This is a genomic window from Paenibacillus sp. DMB5, from assembly GCF_001517085.1.
Lineage (GTDB): Bacteria > Bacillota > Bacilli > Paenibacillales > Paenibacillaceae > Paenibacillus_AQ.
Genome location: NZ_LRAC01000171.1, coordinates 31,506 through 48,670, shown reverse-complemented (window position 1 = coordinate 48,670; position 17,165 = coordinate 31,506). Strand labels below are relative to the sequence as shown.

The following is a 17,165-nucleotide window of genomic DNA, read 5'->3' as shown; positions in this document are numbered from 1 at the left end:
TAGTCTTGATTTCTCCTTGGATTTGGTGGAAATTACAGCTAATTAGGAGTCCGGGAGTCCTTTTTAGGCTCGACATGAACCTGCACATTCATAATGTTATGCCTGCTGCTCATGCGCTCCTCGATCGAATCGCTGATCAGGTGGCCTTCTGTCACGCTGATGGCGGCATCAACCTCTACGACTACATCGACCAGAACATGATTTCCGTGGACGCGGGCTTTAATATCTTTAATCCCTTCCACCCCTGGAGTCCTGGCAATCGTGCTGCGCAGATCAAGCAGCCTGGCCTCCTCAAAACCGTCAGTCAGCCTGTAGGTAGCATCACGGAATATATCCCAGGCTGTCTTGGAAATGAGCAGCCCTACCAGGGCTGCAGCAGCAGAATCAATCCACGGCAGGCCGAACTGCGCGCCGATAATCCCTGCCGCTGCCCCGATACTGACCATGGCATCCGAGAAATTATCTTTGGCTGCGGCCATCAGGGCACTGTTGTTAATCCGCATGGCTAATCTCTTGTTATAAATATATACCCCCATCATCGCCGCTGAACACACCACAGCCACACCTGCCGACCATAGATCGGGAACCTCCCTGGCTCCTTCAAACAGCGAACGCACAGCTTCAACGATAACCTGTATGCCAACCATCGCCATAATAAAAGATGCCAGCAGGGCGGCGACAGTCTCGGCCCGGAAATGCCCGTACGGATGATCGGAGTCAGGCGGCTTACGGGAAATCCGCAGCCCGATCAGCACTGCAGCAGAAGCTACTATATCCGTCAGGTTGTTGAAACCGTCGGCCAGCAGGGCGCTGGAGCCGAATAAATAGCCGCTGACCAGCTTAAAAGCGGACAGAACGAGATAGGCGGCAATACTGATCATCGCCCCGCGTTCACCTTTACGTATATCCTCATAAATATCGGCCACCGGCTGACACTCCCTATTGTTTCATTTTTTTGTCCCGGACCCGCTCCGGCAATTGATTTCTTGAATTATTCTTGCCCTTGTGGCGGCATTTAAAAACAATTAAAATGAGGAATAGGACTTGCTTCATAAGGGGGTAACATAATGAGCGAAAATACCGAAAAGCCGAAGATCAATCTGGCCGATGCCATCCGCCAGAAGCTGGAGCAGAAGAAACAGCAGAACAGCAACAAACCGGGTTCGTCGTTCCAGGCCGGCTCAGCCAAGCCGCTGAAGAGCCAGAACAACAAAAAGCCTAACAATCAGCGCCGCCGCACCGGCGGCTCCTAGGACTTTAGGTCCTGGGGTTAACTTTATAAGGTAACATAAACGGCTGCGTCATCCTCTTCAGGATAACGCAGCCGTTGTGTTATGAACAGTAACTGTTCATTGTATTCATTCCATTATACTTCGACTGGATACATGCGCTGGCGCAGTTCCTTAATTTCGGGATTCTCCAGGTACTCATCATAGCTCATGGACCGGTCAATCACACCAGCTGGAGTAATTTCGATAATCCGGTTGGCGATGGTCTGAATGAACTGATGGTCATGGGAAGTAAAGAGAATCGTGCCGTCAAAATCAATCAGCCCGTTGTTGAGCGCCGTGATGGATTCCAGATCCAAGTGGTTGGTAGGCTCATCAAATACGAGTACGTTCGCGCCGTTCAGCATCATTTTGGCCAGCATGCAGCGGACCTTCTCTCCCCCGGACAGCACGCTTGCCTTCTTCAGCGCCTCTTCACCGGAGAACAGCATCCGGCCCAGGAAGCCGCGCAGGAAGGTTTCGTCCTGATCCTTGGAATATTGGCGCAGCCATTCCACCAGATTCATTTGAACCCCGTCAAAATAGCTGGAGTTGTCTTTCGGGAAATACGCCTGGGTAGTCGTTACGCCCCAAGAGTACTCGCCGGCATCCGCTTCCTTCTCGCCCATCAGGATATCAAACAGCATGGATTTTGGCTGGGAATTCGGGCCCACAAAAGCAATCTTATCGCCTTTGTTCACCACAATGCTGAATTCGTCCAGCACTTTCTCGCCTTCCACTGTCTTTGTCAGGCCGCTGACCGTAAGCAGCTGCTTACCGGCTTCACGCTCCGGCTTGAAGTTGAGGAACGGATATTTACGATTTGATGGACGGATATCGTCCAGTGTAATCTTCTCGAGCTGTTTTTTACGGGAAGTCGCCTGCTTGGATTTGGAAGCATTCGCCGAGAAACGCTGGATGAACGCCTGCAGTTCCTTGATCTTGTCTTCCTTCTTCTTATTGGCATCACGCTGCAGGGTCTGGGCCAGCTGGCTGGACTCGTACCAGAAATCGTAGTTGCCGACATACATCTGGATTTTGCCGAAATCGATATCCGCAATATGCGTGCAGACCTTGTTCAGGAAGTGACGGTCATGGGATACCACGATAACAGTACCTTCATAATCCATAAGGAAGTTCTCCAGCCAGCCGATGGATTCCAGATCCAAGTGGTTGGTAGGCTCATCGAGCAGCAGGTTGTTCGGACGTCCGAACAGAGCCTGGGCCAAGAGTACCCGGACCTTCTCATTGCCGCTGAGTTCGGCCATTTTCTTGTCATGCAGCTCGCGCGTAATACCCAGACCAATCAGCATGGCAGCCGCATCCGGCTCCGCATCCCAGCCGTTCAGCTCGGCAAATTCACCCTCAAGCTCACCGGCGCGCAGGCCGTCGGCTTCGGTGAAGTCGCTCTTGGCATAGAGCGCATCCTTTTCCTTCATAATCTCATACAGGCGGGTATGCCCCATGATAACTGTCTCCAGAACCGGGTATTCATCGTACTCAAAATGGTTCTGCTTCAATACAGCCATACGTTCGCCCGGAGTCATATGCACCTCACCGGTGTTGGCTTCAATCTCGCCGGACAGGATCTTCAGAAAAGTAGATTTACCGGCACCGTTCGCCCCGATCAGGCCGTAGCAGTTTCCTGGTGTGAATTTTATGTTTACATCTTCAAAAAGTGCGCGTTTTCCGTAGCGGAGTGTTACGCCGCTTGTGCTAATCATTAAGCATTACCATCCTTTTCACTTAGGGTTTCGGCTCATTATAGCATAAAATCAGGGCAAATAGCCCGTAAGATCACGTTGTTTCCGCGCTTTTGGCACTAAATCCCTATGTGTACCCTTTATTGCCCCGAATAGCGTTCCTCCGGGTGCACGATAAGCGTCTCCCCGTAACCCAGGGTCCGTATCCGCTCCGGGCTGATTCCCTGGGCCTTGCGGGCCAGCTCCATCCGGTCCAGCGCCTCCCGCGCCGTATCATCCGCCAGCCGAAAGGTGCCGAAATGCATCGGAATCATCAGCTCTGCACCCACATCCAGAAAAGCCTGCACCGCCTCCTCCGGATTCACATGCTGCGAGCTCATAAACCACTCCGGCTCATATGCCCCGATCGGCATCAGGGCGATATGCAGCTTGAAGCGGCTGCCAATTTCCTTGAAGCCCGGAAAGAAGCCGCTGTCTCCGGCAAAATACAAGTTAGGCGGGAGCTTGCGCTTCTGCCCGTTCTGCTCCCCTTCCGGATGCTTGCCGGGCTCGGCGGGCTGAAGCACATACCCTCCCCAGTGGGAGCTGTTGGTATCAAAGGGCGTGCGCCGGGTCCAGTGCTGGGTCGGCACAAAGGTCAGCTTGAGCGGCCCCAGCGTAAGCTCCTCCCACCACTGCATCTCATAGCAGTTCGGAAAGCCCTTGCGGAGCATTTTGCGCTTAAGGCCGGCCGGAACGACAATCTTTGTGGCCGCCTTGTACAGCTTGCGGACCGAGGGAAAATGCAGGTGATCATAATGGGAATGCGAAATCAGGATCAGATCCACGGGCGGCACCTCATTCAGCGGAATCCCCGGCTGGCCGATCCGTTTCTCGAAGCCGAGCCGGCGGGCCCAGATCGGGTCGGTAATGATGTTAAGCCCCTCATATTGCATGAAAAAGGTGGAATGCCCGATCCAGGTGATCGTCGTATCCAGCCGGTTCCCGGTGAGGTAAGTCAGCTCCGGCGGATGATTCGGCACCTTATAGGAATAATCCTTCTGCTTCGTCCGGCGCTCCTCCCGCCATTGGCGCAGCTCTTTAAGCGTCTTGTCGACGCCGACATTATCGATATTGCGATATCTTATTTTAGCCATAACGGCATCTCTCCTTAACAGGATTCAGTACAAATTTTACCCATTTCAGGGCAAGATTAAGCTGTCTCCGCCAGCCCGCATTTTGTATTCCGCACGTATTATGATGTAAAATGCGGGTAAAGACTACGGTGTATGTACCGGTCAAAGGGGAGCTAAACGTATGAAGATCACTTTTATTGAACCGACTCCAAGTCCCAATACGATGAAGCTTCATCTGGACGAGAGCCTGGAGCCCGGCATCCGCCGGACTTATACACCAGAGAGCGAGCGCAGCGCCCCTTCCTGGGCGCGGGATATGCTGACCATTCCCGGCGTGACCAGCATTTACCACGCCGCCGACTTCGCTGCCCTGGAACGCAAGGGCAGCGCCGACTGGGCGGCGATTCTCCGCGAGGTGCAGCGCCGGTTCGGCGCAGACGGCCTCAGCGCAGAGATCAATCTGGAGGATGAGAACGCCGGCGCCCATTTCGGGGAATCGCAGGTGTTCGTTCAGATGTTCCGCGGCATCCCGATCCAGATCCGAGTGAAGACAGGCGCGAATGAGGAGCGCATCGCCCTCTCCAGCCGCTTCACGCAGGCGGTGACGGATGTGGCCAGCGCTGTGCTGATCAAGGAGCGCAAGCTAACCGATTACGGCGTCCGCTACGGCGAGCCGCCGGAAATTGCCCGCGAGGTCGAGCAGGAGCTGGAGGCGGCGTATCCGCAGGAACGCCTCGACTCCCTCGTGCAGCAGGCCATCGCGCACGGGGCCGCCGGCGAGTTCGTCGAGCAGCGGCAGAAGAAGGGGCAGGCCGAGCTGCTGCGAGACCTGCAGGACGATGACTGGCGCGTGCGCTACGCCGCGCTGGAGGACCTGGCGCCGAGTGCAGAGCTCCTGCCGGAGCTGCGCAAGGCGCTGCACGACCCCAAGCTGCAGCTGCGCAGGCTTGCGGTCGTGTATCTGGGCGACATCCGCACGCCTGAGGCGATGGAGCTGCTCTATGAGGCGATGGCAGACAGTGCCCCGCCGTGCGGCGCACGGCCGGGGACACGCTGTCCGACATCGGCGATCCGGCTGCGACGCCGGTGATGACGGCGGCGCTTAAGGATGCCAGCAAGCTCGTCCGCTGGCGGGCGGCGCGCTTCCTTTATGAGGTGGGCACTGCCGAAGCGCAGGATGCCCTGGCAGCTGCGGCCGACGACCCGGAATTCGAGGTCGGCCTGCAGGCACGCATGGCGCTGGAGCGGATCGCCTCCGGCGAGGAAGCAGCCGGCACCGTCTGGCAGCAAATGTCGGAGCGCCGCCGTACCTGACACGCACCTGCCGTATTTTGTTATTGCATGACCCTCATGAATTGCATTATACTAATTCCTGTTGTGTTCATATTGTATAAAGATAGCCTCATCATACCTAAGATGAGGTAGAGGTCGCGAATATTATAAGTACGCGCGTTGAGACGTTAAGAGCCGTCAATGAAGCCGCCGAAAGGAATATCCGCCGAAGTCTGCGCCGCCGCTCCTAATGCCGCGCAGACTGGGGCCGTTGCCGAACAGGCACGGAACTGTCACTGTGTACTGCAGGCCGCTATTGCCTGCAGGATTCTGCACTGTGTTGCGCTATCTTAAACAGGGAGTATGATGCGGAGCCGTATTTTCAGGAAACCGCAGATCCGTCTGCGGTTTTTTTGCGCCTACAGGATTTGCCGCCCTCATACATGAGGGCGGCTTCGTATACCACTCCCCTTCATGAACAGAAACACGAACTTTCAGAAGGAGTGTCCATTTTATGCAAGCAACACAAGACAACCAGCAGCCGGCACTGCGCAAAACCTTTAAAGCCAGACATCTGACGATGATTGCCCTCGGGGGCTCGATCGGAACCGGGCTGTTCCTGGCCAGCGGCGGCGCCATTGCCAACTCCGGTCCGGGCGGAGCCCTTCTCGCCTATGCTGCAGTTGGGCTCATGGTGTACTTCCTGATGACCAGCCTCGGTGAGCTGGCCACCTACCTGCCGGACTCCGGTTCCTTCAGCACTTACGGCACCCGGTTTGTCAGCCCGGCCTTCGGCTTCGCTATCGGCTGGAATTTCTGGTACAACTGGGCGGTAACCATAGCAGCCGAGCTGGCCGCCGCAACGGTCATTATCAAGTATTGGTTCCCTGAGAGCTCCTCGGCCCTCTGGAGCCTGGTGTTCCTGCTGGTGATGTTCGGCCTTAACTTCCTCTCCTCCCGCGGATACGGGGAGTCGGAATACTGGTTCGCTATTATCAAGATCATTACCGTTATCGTCTTCCTGATTGTCGGCGTGCTGATGATCTTCGGCATTATGGGCGGCGAGCGGATCGGCTTCAGCAACTTCCAGCTGGGCGGCAGCTCGTTCCACGGCGGCTTCTTCGCCTTCGTCGGTGTCTTTATGGCTGCCGGCTTCTCCTTCCAGGGAACCGAGCTGGTCGGCGTTGCCGCCGGCGAGAGCGAGAATCCGCGCCGTAATGTGCCGATTGCCATCCGCCAGGTATTCTGGCGGATTATGATCTTCTACATCTTCGCCATTCTAGTTATCGGCCTGGTGATTCCTTATACGAATCCCGACCTGCTGCGCGGCGGCATCGATGACATCGGCGTCAGCCCGTTCACGATTGTCTTCAACAAAGCCGGACTGGCTATCGCCGCTTCCGTAATGAATGCCGTCATCCTGAGCTCCGTCCTGTCGGCCGGTAACTCCGGGATGTATGCCTCCACCCGCGTGCTCTACGCAATGGCCAAAGACGGCATGGCACCGCGTGCGCTCGGCAGGCTGAACCGCCGCGGCGTGCCTGTCGGCGCCCTCCTGGTGACTACAGCGGTGGGCATGCTGGCCTTCCTCGCCTCCTTCTTTGGCGACGGCGCTGTTTACAACTGGCTGCTTAATGCCTCCGGGATGTGCGGCTTTATCAACTGGCTGGGGATTGCCGTCTGCCATTACCGGTTCCGCCGTGCCTTCGTCAAGCAGGGCCATTCGCTGGATGAGCTGCCGTACCGGGCCAGATGGTTCCCGTTCGGCCCGCTCTTTGCCTTCGCACTGTGCATGATTGCCGTACTCGGCCAGAACATGGGCGCCTTCACCGGCGGAAGCATCGACTGGTACGGCGTGCTGGTCTCCTACGTCAGCCTGCCGCTGTTCCTGCTGATCTGGGCCGGTTACCGCTGGTTCAGACCTAGCCGACTTATTCCGCTCCAGGACTGCGATCTCAGCACTCATGCGGATTAAGCCATTGTTCAGCTGTTGAACTATTTACCCTATTAAAAAGGATGCTCCCGCTGCCGGTATGGCGCGGAGCATCCTTTTTTGTTTATCGTTCAGCTTACATTCCTTTCTATGCTCCCGGTTGTACTCCCTCTGTCAGAATGACTGGCCGGTCTGCAGACGTGAAATGATTTTCTTAAAATTGTTACGAATATTTCTTGCGTTGTTCATGTGCCAGGCGGTAGACTATTGTAAAAATAAGCATAGGCTTCCATCAGCCCTATGTCCGATTTCACAGCATGGCAAGCAGAAATTATTCATTACATTTGAATATGGGAGGCTGACAATGCAGAAGGCAAGAGAACGTAAACCCGATTGGCTTAAAATATCGCTGAATACGGGGGACGGTTATAAAGAGATTAACTCGATGATGCGCGGCCGCAAGCTTCACACGGTCTGTGAAGAGGCAAAATGTCCGAACATTTATGAATGCTGGAGTCAGCGGACAGCGACTTTCATGATTCTGGGGAATATTTGTACACGCGCCTGCCGGTTCTGCGCCGTTACCTCGGGTTTACCGACGGAACTTGATCTCGAGGAGCCGCGGCATGTGGCACAGTCGGTCAAGGAGATGGGGCTTAAGCATGTCGTCATTACTTCCGTTGCCCGGGATGATCTGAACGATCACGGAGCTTCGATGTTCGCTGCGACGATTACAGCGGTACGTGAGAGCAATCCACTGACGGACATCGAGGTACTGATCCCGGATTTAGGCGGGGAAGTGAATCGGCTTGCTCTCGTACTGGCGGCGAAGCCGGATGTTTTGAACCATAATTTAGAAACTGTAAGCCGGCTGTCGGACAAAGTGCGGGCGAAGGCGAAATACCAGCGATCTCTTTCTGTGCTGCGCCTTGCGAAAGAGCTGCGTCCGGAGCAGACGACGAAATCCGGCATGATGGTCGGGCTGGGTGAGACGAAGGAAGAGATCATCGAAGCGATGAAGGATTTGAGAGCTGCAGGCTGTGACATTCTGACGATCGGTCAGTACTTGCAGCCTACATTCAAGCATATTGGGGTCGACCGCTATTATGAACCGTCAGAATTCGCTGAGCTGAAGCGCGAGGGACTGGCCCTCGGCTTTGCACATGTCGAGGCGGGTCCGCTTGTCCGCAGCTCCTATCATGCCCGGGAGCAAACGGAGAGCGCGAAATCGGCTGCTGCGGGTACGGAAGCCGCTGTGAGTGAGAACTGAGCAGGGGTTCCGGTCATAGAGATAGCTGGCGTTATTTAAGTTCTGACGAAGGGAGTACCCGGCGATGCGGTTAGACAAGCATAAGGCGGATATAGACAAAGTTAAACTCGACGGTACTTCACTTTATTATGATGCGAAAATCGGTGCCGGCAAGCTGGAAGCGGGGATATGATGACGATGTGGAGGTTTGTACATACAGGAAACCGGACGCCTGCGGAAAACATGGCGATCGACGAAGCGATGCTCACCGCACACGAGCGGGGTCTTGTGCCGCCAACGGTGCGCTTCTATGGATGGAATCCAGCGACATTGTCCATCGGCTGCTTCCAGCATGCGGCCAAGGAAGTGGACTTCACTGCGCTTCGAGAGTACGGCCTAGGGTTTGTGCGGCGGTCGACCGGCGGCCGGGCCGTGCTTCATGATCAAGAGCTCACCTACAGCATCATCGTATCGGAGAATTATCCCGGTATTCCGGCAAGTGTAGTGGAGGCATACCGCGTGCTAAGCATGGGATTGCTGCTCGGTTTCCGGAAGCTGGGTCTGGATGCACATATGACGGGCTTGAAATCTTCCGGGACACAAACCTTGGCAGATTGGCAAGCAGAGGATTCCCGACGTGGAAACAAGCCAATGTCGGCGGCTTGCTTCGATGCGCCATCCAAGTACGAACTTGTAGTCGAAGGCAGAAAAATCGCGGGAAGCGCTCAAATGCGTTCCAAGGGAGTCATTCTGCAGCACGGCTCCATTCTTCTCGAACTGGACTCGGATCTTCTGTTCAATGTCTTGAACTTCACCGATCCTGAGGACAAACAGCGGTTGAAGAAGATTTTCGAGCGCAAAGCGGTTGATATTAATTCGTGCCTGCGGCGGAAAGGGGACTCTCCGGTGACAATTCGTGATTTGGAGGAAGCCTTTCATCAAGGTTTCGCAGAAAATTTGGGTACGGAGCTGATCCACGGGACATTGACTGACTTCGAGATTGAACTGGCCAACCGGCTTGCTGAGGAGAAGTATGGTGCCGACAGCTGGAATCTGAAGAAGTAAAGGGCAATCATCTGCGTGCAGTTGCGAAATCAACTGCACTTGTATTCCCGTACCGTTTAAATCCGGTACGGGAATTTGTTTTCGTATCAGGACAGCAACCGCACGGTAGGTGCCCATCCGCTGTTATTTCCAGGTAACATAGACCTTGAGATCACCGGTATTCTCAAAAGCAGAGCTGGTGTACGCAAGCTGGTCCAGCCCAAGCGTATACAATGTCTGCAGATCACTTTTGAGCAGCTTCTCGCTTCCCCGGTAACGGAACAGCAACGACTGCTTGCCGGAAGCGATGGCGGATTTCGCCAGCTCCTTCAGCTCTGCAGCAGAACTCACAACCTCTTTTTCCTCATACAGCCTGTAATCCAGCTGCTCCTGCAGCTTTTCATACACGGATACACCCGTTCCGCCGCGGCTGACCAGATCGGACAATGTCTGGGCATAGCTGACGGATGCCGCAGGGTAAGATTTGGTCCAGCTGTGATCACGCCGCATCTGGGAATCCGTTCTCATGTAATAGGCCGTACTGACTTCACCGGCAACATTCGGCACAGGATCATCCCAGGTCGTATCCAGGTGATACCAGAGCCCGTTCAGCTGAACCAGATTCCAGGCATGCGATTGTCTTGCCCCTCCCGCCGGCTTGGCAGTGCCTTCAACAATTTTATTCGGAATTCCTGCGCCCAGCAGCAGCTTATAGGTTAGCAGGGAATAGCCCTGGCATACGGCGCTGCCGGTCGTCAGCCCTTCATAAGCGGTGTATTTAGTATAGGTGTTATCATATTTCAGGTTCAGCACCACCCAGTCATGAATGGCCTTGATCTTCTGGTGGTTGTTCATGCCCGGCGTGATAATCTTCTGGAGAACTGCTTTTACCTGTTTGTTTACATAGGCGGTCTGCTGCAGCGTCTCCCGGTATTTCACCTGCACTGTCACATTAGCAGACTGGCCGTTTTGTTTATATGAAAAAGCATAGCTGTCAACGATGTAATACAAATAAATATCACTGGCCATCGCCTGGTCAATTGCACTCTGCACCCGTGCCTTCAGCTTGTTTGTCTTCTCCGTATACTTAAAGGTGATCGTCTCCCGGCGGTTGCCCATTGCCCCGGTCAGCTTCTGCGTCATCTCGCTTACCGATTGCAGCGAAGCGGATGCAGCAGCCGCATGGACCTGTCCCCATCCATAGTAAGCCGCCGGCGGTAAAGCAGCAGACAGCAGCATCCCCCCGAGTAACGCCTTCATGAGCGACATATGTTTCTTTCGCATGTTTTCCCCCTTGCCTCCCGCAACCTTCAAATAGCTGTGGTTTAACTGTAAGGTATAGTTTGTACTTCTACTCTATAGTAGATGCCGGAAATATCTTTCGTACAACCGGAATCTTAGTGAACTCAATTCCTTTGACCCACTAAGCTATACTCTGCAGTATCATTTCCATATTATCTCAAATTAAAAATATATACTATTATTATCGGCCTGAAATGTCAGGGAAATAAGGCTTTGCGATGGAATCGTGCCCTGCTGCAGGATGAATTTGGACACTGCTATAATAAACATGAAAGGAAATGGACACAAGGAGGTATAATGCTGTGACACATTCACCCGGCAAAAAAAGAACCGACTCAGCCTCGCGAGTCATAAATGCCTTACCGCAGCATATTTACAAGGCACTCATAGACCCGGAAGCACAGGTTGTGTGGCTGCCGCCCAAGGGGATGAAGGCCCATATCTTTGAGTTCGATGCCCGGGCCGGCGGAGCTTACCGGATGTCCTTAACCTATCTCGAACCGGACTCTGCGACACACGGCAAAAGCTCGGAGGATACCGATGTTGTCCAGGGCAGGTTCCTTGAATGTATTCCGGACGAGCGTCTGGTACAGCTGGCCGAGTTCCAATCTGACGATCCGGCTTTTGCCGGAGAAATGATTATGACCTGGAATTTAGCCGCCGCGCCTGAAGGCACTTTAGTCACCATCGTTTGCGAGAACGTACCGGAAGGAATTCGCAAGGAAGACCACGATGAGGGTTTGCGGTCCAGTCTGGAGAATCTTGCTGAGTATGTTGAGTAACCACCGGTGCAGATTCAGTTTTGTCCTTTCCTGCAAAAAAACTGCTCCCGCGCAGCATCAATGCTGCATAGGAAGCAGTTTTTTTCGTAACAGCTATTTTCAGAAATAATTCCCGTTAAACTTCGCCGGCAGTCACAAGGTAATTTTCACCGGCTTTAACCTGAAGCGGCTCATCCGCGCCGGCAATGCTGCCGTCAGGCAGCTGAATCTTCAGCCCGCGCGAATATACGATCCGGCATTCCCCGTCACGGGAAGCGCAGATGCGTGCGGATACCAGCAGATGGTCCTTCCATTCCAGCTCCAGCTCATAGCCGCCGCGTGCCCTGATTCCGCTGACCCGGCCGCTCTTCCAGGCCTCAGGCAGGGCTGGCAGCAGACGGAGCTCTCCCAGATGGCTCTGCAGCAGCATCTCGGCAATCCCGGCGGCCGCACCGAAGTTACCGTCAATCTGGAACGGGGGATGGGCGTCGAACAGATTAGGGTAAGCCGAGCGCGACAGCAGTGTCCGCACAAAGCGGTGAGCCGTCTCCCCGTCCCGCAGCCGGGCGTACAGGTTAATCAGCCACGCACAGCTCCAGCCGGTGTGTCCGCCGCCCGAGGCAATCCGCTTCTCGAGGGTCCGCCGGCTTGCTTCAACCAGCTCCGGGGTATCCCGCTCATTAATCTGCTCTCCCGGGTATAACCCGTACAGATGGGAGACATGGCGGTGCCCCGGCTCTGCTTCAGCGAAATCTTCAAACCACTCCTGCACGCGTCCCTCCGCGCCTATTACAAGCGGAGCCAGCCGCGGCAGCGTCTGCTCCAGCTGCTGCCGGAATGCCGCATCCGTGTCCAGAATCCGCGCCGCCTCGAGGCAGTGCCCGAACAGCTCCCGGATCAGGCTCATATCCATCGCCGACCCCATGGATACGCTGCAGGGCTCCCCGTCAGCGGTAACAAAGCGGTTCTCCGGCGAGGTAGACGGACTGGTTACGAGCAGGCCCTCCGGCCCTTCGACCAGCCAGTCCAGCGCGAAGAGCGCCGCCCCCTTCATCAGCGGATAGGCCGTCTCCTGCAGGAAGGCAGGATCAGGGTTATACGCGTAATGCTCCCAGAGATGGCGGCTCAGCCACACGCCGCCCATCGGCCAGAACGCCCAGCTGGCATCGCCGCCGGACGGAACAGAGCTCCGCCACAGGTCCACATTGTGGTGGGCTGTCCAGCCGCGCGCCCCATAATGGACGGCAGCCGTTCTGGCCCCGGTTTCGCTCAGCTCGCCGATCAGGTCAATCAGCGGCCCGTGCAGCTCGCTCAGATTGCCCGCCTCAGCCAGCCAGTAATTCATCTGCGTATTGATATTCGTGGTATAGTTGCTGTTCCACGGCGGGGTAACATGCTCATTCCAGACCCCCTGCAGATTGGCGGCCTGTGAACCGGGACGCGAGCTGCCGATCAGCAGATAACGCCCGTACTGGAAGAGCAGCGCCTCCAGTGCCGGGTCTTCCCCGCCGTTCTTGTACGCATCCAGCCGCTCATCCGTCGGCAGCTCAGCAACTTCGCTCCAGCCGAGGTCAAGCTCCATCCGGCGGAACAGCGACTGATGATCATCGGTATGCCGCTGCTTGAGCACCTCGTACGCCGTCCCGCAGGCAGCCGCCAGCCGCCGTTCGCAGCTCTCCCCCGGGCTAAGCAGCCCTGTACCGCCGCTGCTCTCCACCTGCGCACCTGTGCTCTGAGCCTGCAGCCAGCCGGCAGCCGCACGGCCGCCGCTCAAATGTGCCGCCCTGCTCTTCACCTGCTCATAATCCGTAGCGGCAGCAAGCACCAGCTGCACCTGATCCGCACCGGAGACAACCACGCGCCCGTCTGCCGCTTCAACCCGGCCGCCTGTGGCAATAACCTTCAGATGCAGCTCGAAGGCGATGCCCAGCCCGTCCTCATATTGGATTGCATACGGATGATCCTGGTGATAATTGTCGGCAATATGCGTCGGACAGCGGCCTTCCAGGATAAGCGTTGCTGCTCCCGTCTGCTTCACTGTATGACGCAGCGGACTCGATAGACTCAGCTCCAGATTCAATCCGCCGCGTGCCTCACTCGAAGCCCGAATAACCATCACACCGTCAGGTGCACTGATCCATGCCTCACGGTTGAACAAGCCCGCAGCCGTACGGAAGGATACTGCAGCAATTCCGCTATCCAGATCCAGCTCCCGGCTGTATTCCGTGCAGTTCTCCGTCCCCGGCTGTTTCAGGATCAGATCGCCAAGCGGCATATAAGCCTGGCAGTTCACGCCGAGCATCCGGCTATTAATGAGTTTCTCTGCTTCCGCATAGCTTCCTTCCGCAATCAGCCCGCGCGCCTTCTTCAGGTAACGGAGTGCCTCGTAATTGTTCGTATCGCGCGGGAATCCCGACCATAACGTATCCTCATTCAGCTGGAAACGCTCTTTTGCCGTACCGCCGAATACCATCGCACCCATATGACCGTTCCCAAGCGGCAATGCTTCTTCCCAGACGGCTGCCGGCTGCTTGTATTTTAACTTCCATGTTTGTCCCTGGTTCACGTCCCTCATCCTCTCCCGCTCTGCTTATAGGGGCAGTATACAGCAAAAGACCCGGACAAACACCGGGTCCCTGCTGTTGCATTAAGTTTGTAATTCAGAAAGGATTCCTTGGATTAAAATTCTTTACCGGTCCACAGGGATACTCTCTTTTTCACGAGCTCAGTGAATTCTTTTTCCATATCCTGAGCGCCTGCTTTGTCCAGCTCAGAAAGGAATGCGTCGTATACCTTGTCGAAATCACCCGGCTTGGACAGGATCGCTTCCGGAATGCGCTTGCGGATAATATCTTGAGTCTTCTTGAAGATTACCTGATATTGGCCGTCAGTTGGAACAGGCAGGTTGTACAGGGCTCCGGTTTCTTTTACAGGGAATTCATCTTCTTTAGGGAACAGGTCTTTCCAGGTAGTAGCACCATAGCCGGCAAGTGATTCCTTCTCGGCGTCGGAGTAAGCAGCTACAATTTCATCCGGGAAGGTTGCAGTGTAATAGTTACCAGTAGGATCCTTCACTCCGTCGCCATAACGCGCACCGAAGATCAGATACTGGCCGATACCTGTTTCTTTTTGGAAGTTAGCAACATCGTTGGCTTTTCTGTCCGAAATTTCAGCCGGAACCTCACGTTTGCCTTCTGCATTTACAGTGTAGTGCTTGCCTTCAACACCCCAGCTTCTCAGGATCTGTCCTTCATCGGAGGACATCCAGTCGAGCCATTTGATGATGCGGACAGGGTCTTTAGCTGCAGTTGTAATTGCCAGACCATAACCGTCAATACCTGTCTGCATGAAGGAGTGATCTTTATACTCTTCGCTCAGGGTTACAGGGAAGTGAGCATAAGTATACTCATCTTTACCGGCTGCCTTCAGGGCGTTTTCGCCGTCAGCATATTCCCATTCCTGGGAGATCAGACCAAGTACGCGGCCGCTTGCTACTTTAGCTTTATACTGGTCATCTTTCTGCACGAAAGTATCTTTATCCAGCAGGCCTTGATTGTACATGCCGTTCAGCCAGCGGAAATATTCTTTTTCAACAGGGCGTTTGTAGTGAAGCTGTGCTTCGTAAGTTTCAGGATCAACATAGTACTCACCGTCATCCGGTGCCCCTGTAGTGATGAAGGCAGGGTTAGTTACTGTGATCATGATCTTCCAGTCATCTGCATTGAGTGTGAGCGGAATGGTAGGCTGGCCGTCAGTTTCCGGATGCAGCGCTACGTAATCCTTCAGTACCTTTTCATAATCCGCCAGTGTTTTCACTTCAGGATAGCCCAGCTCTTTAAGTACACGGTGCTGGATTTCGAAGCCGCCAGTTGCGTCAAAGGAGGACTGGCCGACACCCATGTTAGTAGGGATCTGATAGATGCTCTGGTCATCCAGGCTGTATTTCAGACGGTTCATGTTCTCACCGTAGACTTTTTTGAGGTTTGGAGCATGTTTATCAATCAGGTCGGTAAGATCGATAATCAGGCCGGCATCCACCAGGGTGCTCAGGCTTCCTTTTGCAAAGATAAGATCCGGTACGTCGCCGCTGGCAGCCATCATAGCGATCTTCTGGTCGCCGCCGCCGCTGCCGACATCAAATTCGGCCTCAAGCGTTACACCGGTCTTCTCAGTAATAACTTTCCCTACATCATCCTGCATATTATTCCAGTTAGGACTGGCATCCGCACCAAAGAATGAGATCGTAAACGGGCTTGTATCCATTGCCTCGTCTGCCGGCTGGTTCGTTTCTGTGTTGTTACCGGTATTGGCCGGCGTATTATCGGCAGTATTGTTGGCAGCATTGTTATTGCCGCCACAGCCTGCGATTAGCATAGAGCTCAAAAGCATGAGTGTAAAAGCCGTTTTTATGCCTTTGCTTTTCATTTGTAATCCCCCTTAAAAATTTTGTATGTTCCTATATGCATATCAGGCATAACCTGAGTATACCGTTGTTAGCGCTTGCAAAATCAATATAATAATAAATCTTGCAAGCCGGGTGAAGCTTGGGGAGCATAATCCGGCGAAGGTACTCGCTCGGCCCTTATGCTCCCCGGCTATCTTAACCGGAATCTAGGCTTTTACAGCTCCCAGTGTCATACCGCCGACAAAATACTTTTGCAGGAACGGATACACAACGAGAATTGGTACAGTTACAACAATGGTGATCGCCATCTTGATCGATTCAGGTGAAATCTGAGCCATCTGCTGGGCCATATCGTTGGCATTCACCATGCCGCTGCCCTGGTTGGTAGTCGCCAGCACCTTCATCAGCTCATACTGAAGTGTGGTCAGGTGGGCTTTATTACCGTTATACAGATACGTTGTGAACCATTCATTCCATTGTCCTACGGCCAGAAACAGCGCGATGGTTGCCAGTACCGGTTTACAGAGCGGCAGGATGATTTTGTAGAAAATCTTAAAGTCATTCGCCCCGTCAAGCTTCGCTGATTCCTGCAGGGCAAACGGCAGCCCGTCCATAAAGGATCGGATGATGAACACGTTAAAGGCGGATACCGCACCAGGCAGAATGTAAATCCAGAATGTTCCGATCAGATTCATATCTCTCATCAGAATGTACATAGGAACCATACCGCCGGAGAAATACATCGTCAGGGCCAGGAAAACCGAGACAAACTTTCTGGCTCTGAATTCCGGACGGCTGAGCGTAAAGGCCAGCATGGAAGCACTGATCAGACCGAGAAGTGTACCTGAGATAGTGCGCAGAAGTGAAATCTTGAAGCCTTGAATCAGGCCGGTATAGCTGAAGATCCGTTCGTAGTTCTCAAGCGTGAAGGCTCTCGGCCAGATGTAGATCCCGCCGCGGACGGTGTCTGTAGATTCATTGAAAGAAATCGCCAGCACGTTGAGGAAGGGATATAACGTTACGATCATTACAATGGTAAGAAAAACATACAGGAATATATCGAATGCACGTTCAGACTTTGTCATTTGAAAAGCTTTGCTAGCCATCTGGGAT

12 protein-coding genes, 1 pseudogene and 1 riboswitch are annotated in these 17,165 nt (G+C 54.4%); of the genes and pseudogenes, 6 read left to right on the top strand and 7 right to left on the bottom strand.

Annotated elements, in window-relative coordinates:
• Positions 1-38 precede the first annotated feature (38 nt).
• On the bottom strand, positions 39-926 hold the full coding sequence (locus tag AWJ19_RS32200; RefSeq protein WP_068729750.1) for a cation diffusion facilitator family transporter: 888 nt from the start codon (positions 924-926) through the stop codon (positions 39-41).
• A gap of 141 nt (positions 927-1,067) precedes the next feature.
• On the opposite strand from AWJ19_RS32200, the gene AWJ19_RS32195 reads away from it, so the two are divergent.
• Positions 1,068-1,253: a hypothetical protein gene (locus tag AWJ19_RS32195; RefSeq protein WP_068729748.1), complete on the top strand. Its 186-nt coding sequence runs from the start codon at positions 1,068-1,070 to the stop codon at positions 1,251-1,253.
• A 113-nt stretch (positions 1,254-1,366) separates the two neighbouring features.
• On the opposite strand, the gene AWJ19_RS32190 is transcribed toward AWJ19_RS32195, so the two are convergent.
• Both AWJ19_RS32190 and AWJ19_RS32185 read right to left on the bottom strand, forming a co-directional pair.
• Positions 1,367-2,992 (bottom strand): ATP-binding cassette domain-containing protein, encoded by a 1,626-nt coding sequence (locus AWJ19_RS32190; protein ID WP_068729746.1) that lies wholly within the window; start codon positions 2,990-2,992, stop codon positions 1,367-1,369.
• Between the two features lie 119 nt (positions 2,993-3,111).
• Entirely contained in the window at positions 3,112-4,107 is a 996-nt protein-coding gene (locus AWJ19_RS32185; protein WP_068729744.1) for an MBL fold metallo-hydrolase, read from the bottom strand.
• 160 nt (positions 4,108-4,267) lie between these two features.
• Between AWJ19_RS32185 and AWJ19_RS32180 the strand changes: the two are divergent.
• The 4 genes and pseudogenes from AWJ19_RS32180 to AWJ19_RS32165 all read left to right on the top strand — a co-directional run bounded on the left by AWJ19_RS32180 (position 4,268) and on the right by AWJ19_RS32165 (position 9,605).
• Positions 4,268-5,400, top strand: a pseudogene (locus AWJ19_RS32180) (virulence factor).
• A gap of 100 nt (positions 5,401-5,500) precedes the next feature.
• Positions 5,501-5,714, top strand: a riboswitch (Lysine riboswitch).
• A 158-nt stretch (positions 5,715-5,872) separates the two neighbouring features.
• The gene (locus tag AWJ19_RS32175; RefSeq protein WP_068729742.1) at positions 5,873-7,333 is read left to right on the top strand and encodes an amino acid permease; all 1,461 of its coding nucleotides are present in this window, start codon (positions 5,873-5,875) and stop codon (positions 7,331-7,333) included.
• 322 nt (positions 7,334-7,655) lie between these two features.
• Positions 7,656-8,561: a lipoyl synthase gene (gene lipA, locus AWJ19_RS32170; protein WP_068729740.1), complete on the top strand. Its 906-nt coding sequence runs from the start codon at positions 7,656-7,658 to the stop codon at positions 8,559-8,561.
• A 171-nt stretch (positions 8,562-8,732) separates the two neighbouring features.
• Positions 8,733-9,605: a biotin/lipoate A/B protein ligase family protein gene (locus AWJ19_RS32165; protein WP_068729792.1), complete on the top strand. Its 873-nt coding sequence runs from the start codon at positions 8,733-8,735 to the stop codon at positions 9,603-9,605.
• Positions 9,606-9,728: 123 nt separating this feature from the next.
• Here AWJ19_RS32165 and AWJ19_RS32160 read toward each other — a convergent pair whose 3' ends face one another.
• Positions 9,729-10,868, bottom strand: a complete 1,140-nt coding sequence (locus tag AWJ19_RS32160) for a transglutaminase domain-containing protein (protein WP_068729738.1) — start codon at positions 10,866-10,868, stop codon at positions 9,729-9,731.
• A 320-nt stretch (positions 10,869-11,188) separates the two neighbouring features.
• Here AWJ19_RS32160 and AWJ19_RS32155 point away from each other — a divergent pair, with 320 nt between their 5' ends.
• Positions 11,189-11,668, top strand: coding sequence for an SRPBCC family protein (locus AWJ19_RS32155; RefSeq protein WP_068729736.1), 480 nt, complete (start codon positions 11,189-11,191; stop codon positions 11,666-11,668).
• A 115-nt stretch (positions 11,669-11,783) separates the two neighbouring features.
• Here the strand turns inward: AWJ19_RS32155 and AWJ19_RS32150 are convergent, their stop codons facing one another.
• From AWJ19_RS32150 to AWJ19_RS32140, 3 genes are all read right to left on the bottom strand, one after another.
• Positions 11,784-14,222, bottom strand: coding sequence for a glycoside hydrolase family 95 protein (locus tag AWJ19_RS32150; protein WP_068729734.1), 2,439 nt, complete (start codon positions 14,220-14,222; stop codon positions 11,784-11,786).
• 104 nt (positions 14,223-14,326) lie between these two features.
• Positions 14,327-16,072, bottom strand: a complete 1,746-nt coding sequence (locus tag AWJ19_RS32145) for an ABC transporter substrate-binding protein (protein ID WP_068729732.1) — start codon at positions 16,070-16,072, stop codon at positions 14,327-14,329.
• Between the two features lie 186 nt (positions 16,073-16,258).
• The gene (locus AWJ19_RS32140) at positions 16,259-17,158 is read right to left on the bottom strand and encodes a carbohydrate ABC transporter permease (protein ID WP_068729730.1); all 900 of its coding nucleotides are present in this window, start codon (positions 17,156-17,158) and stop codon (positions 16,259-16,261) included.
• Between the last annotated feature and the right edge of the window lie 7 nt (positions 17,159-17,165).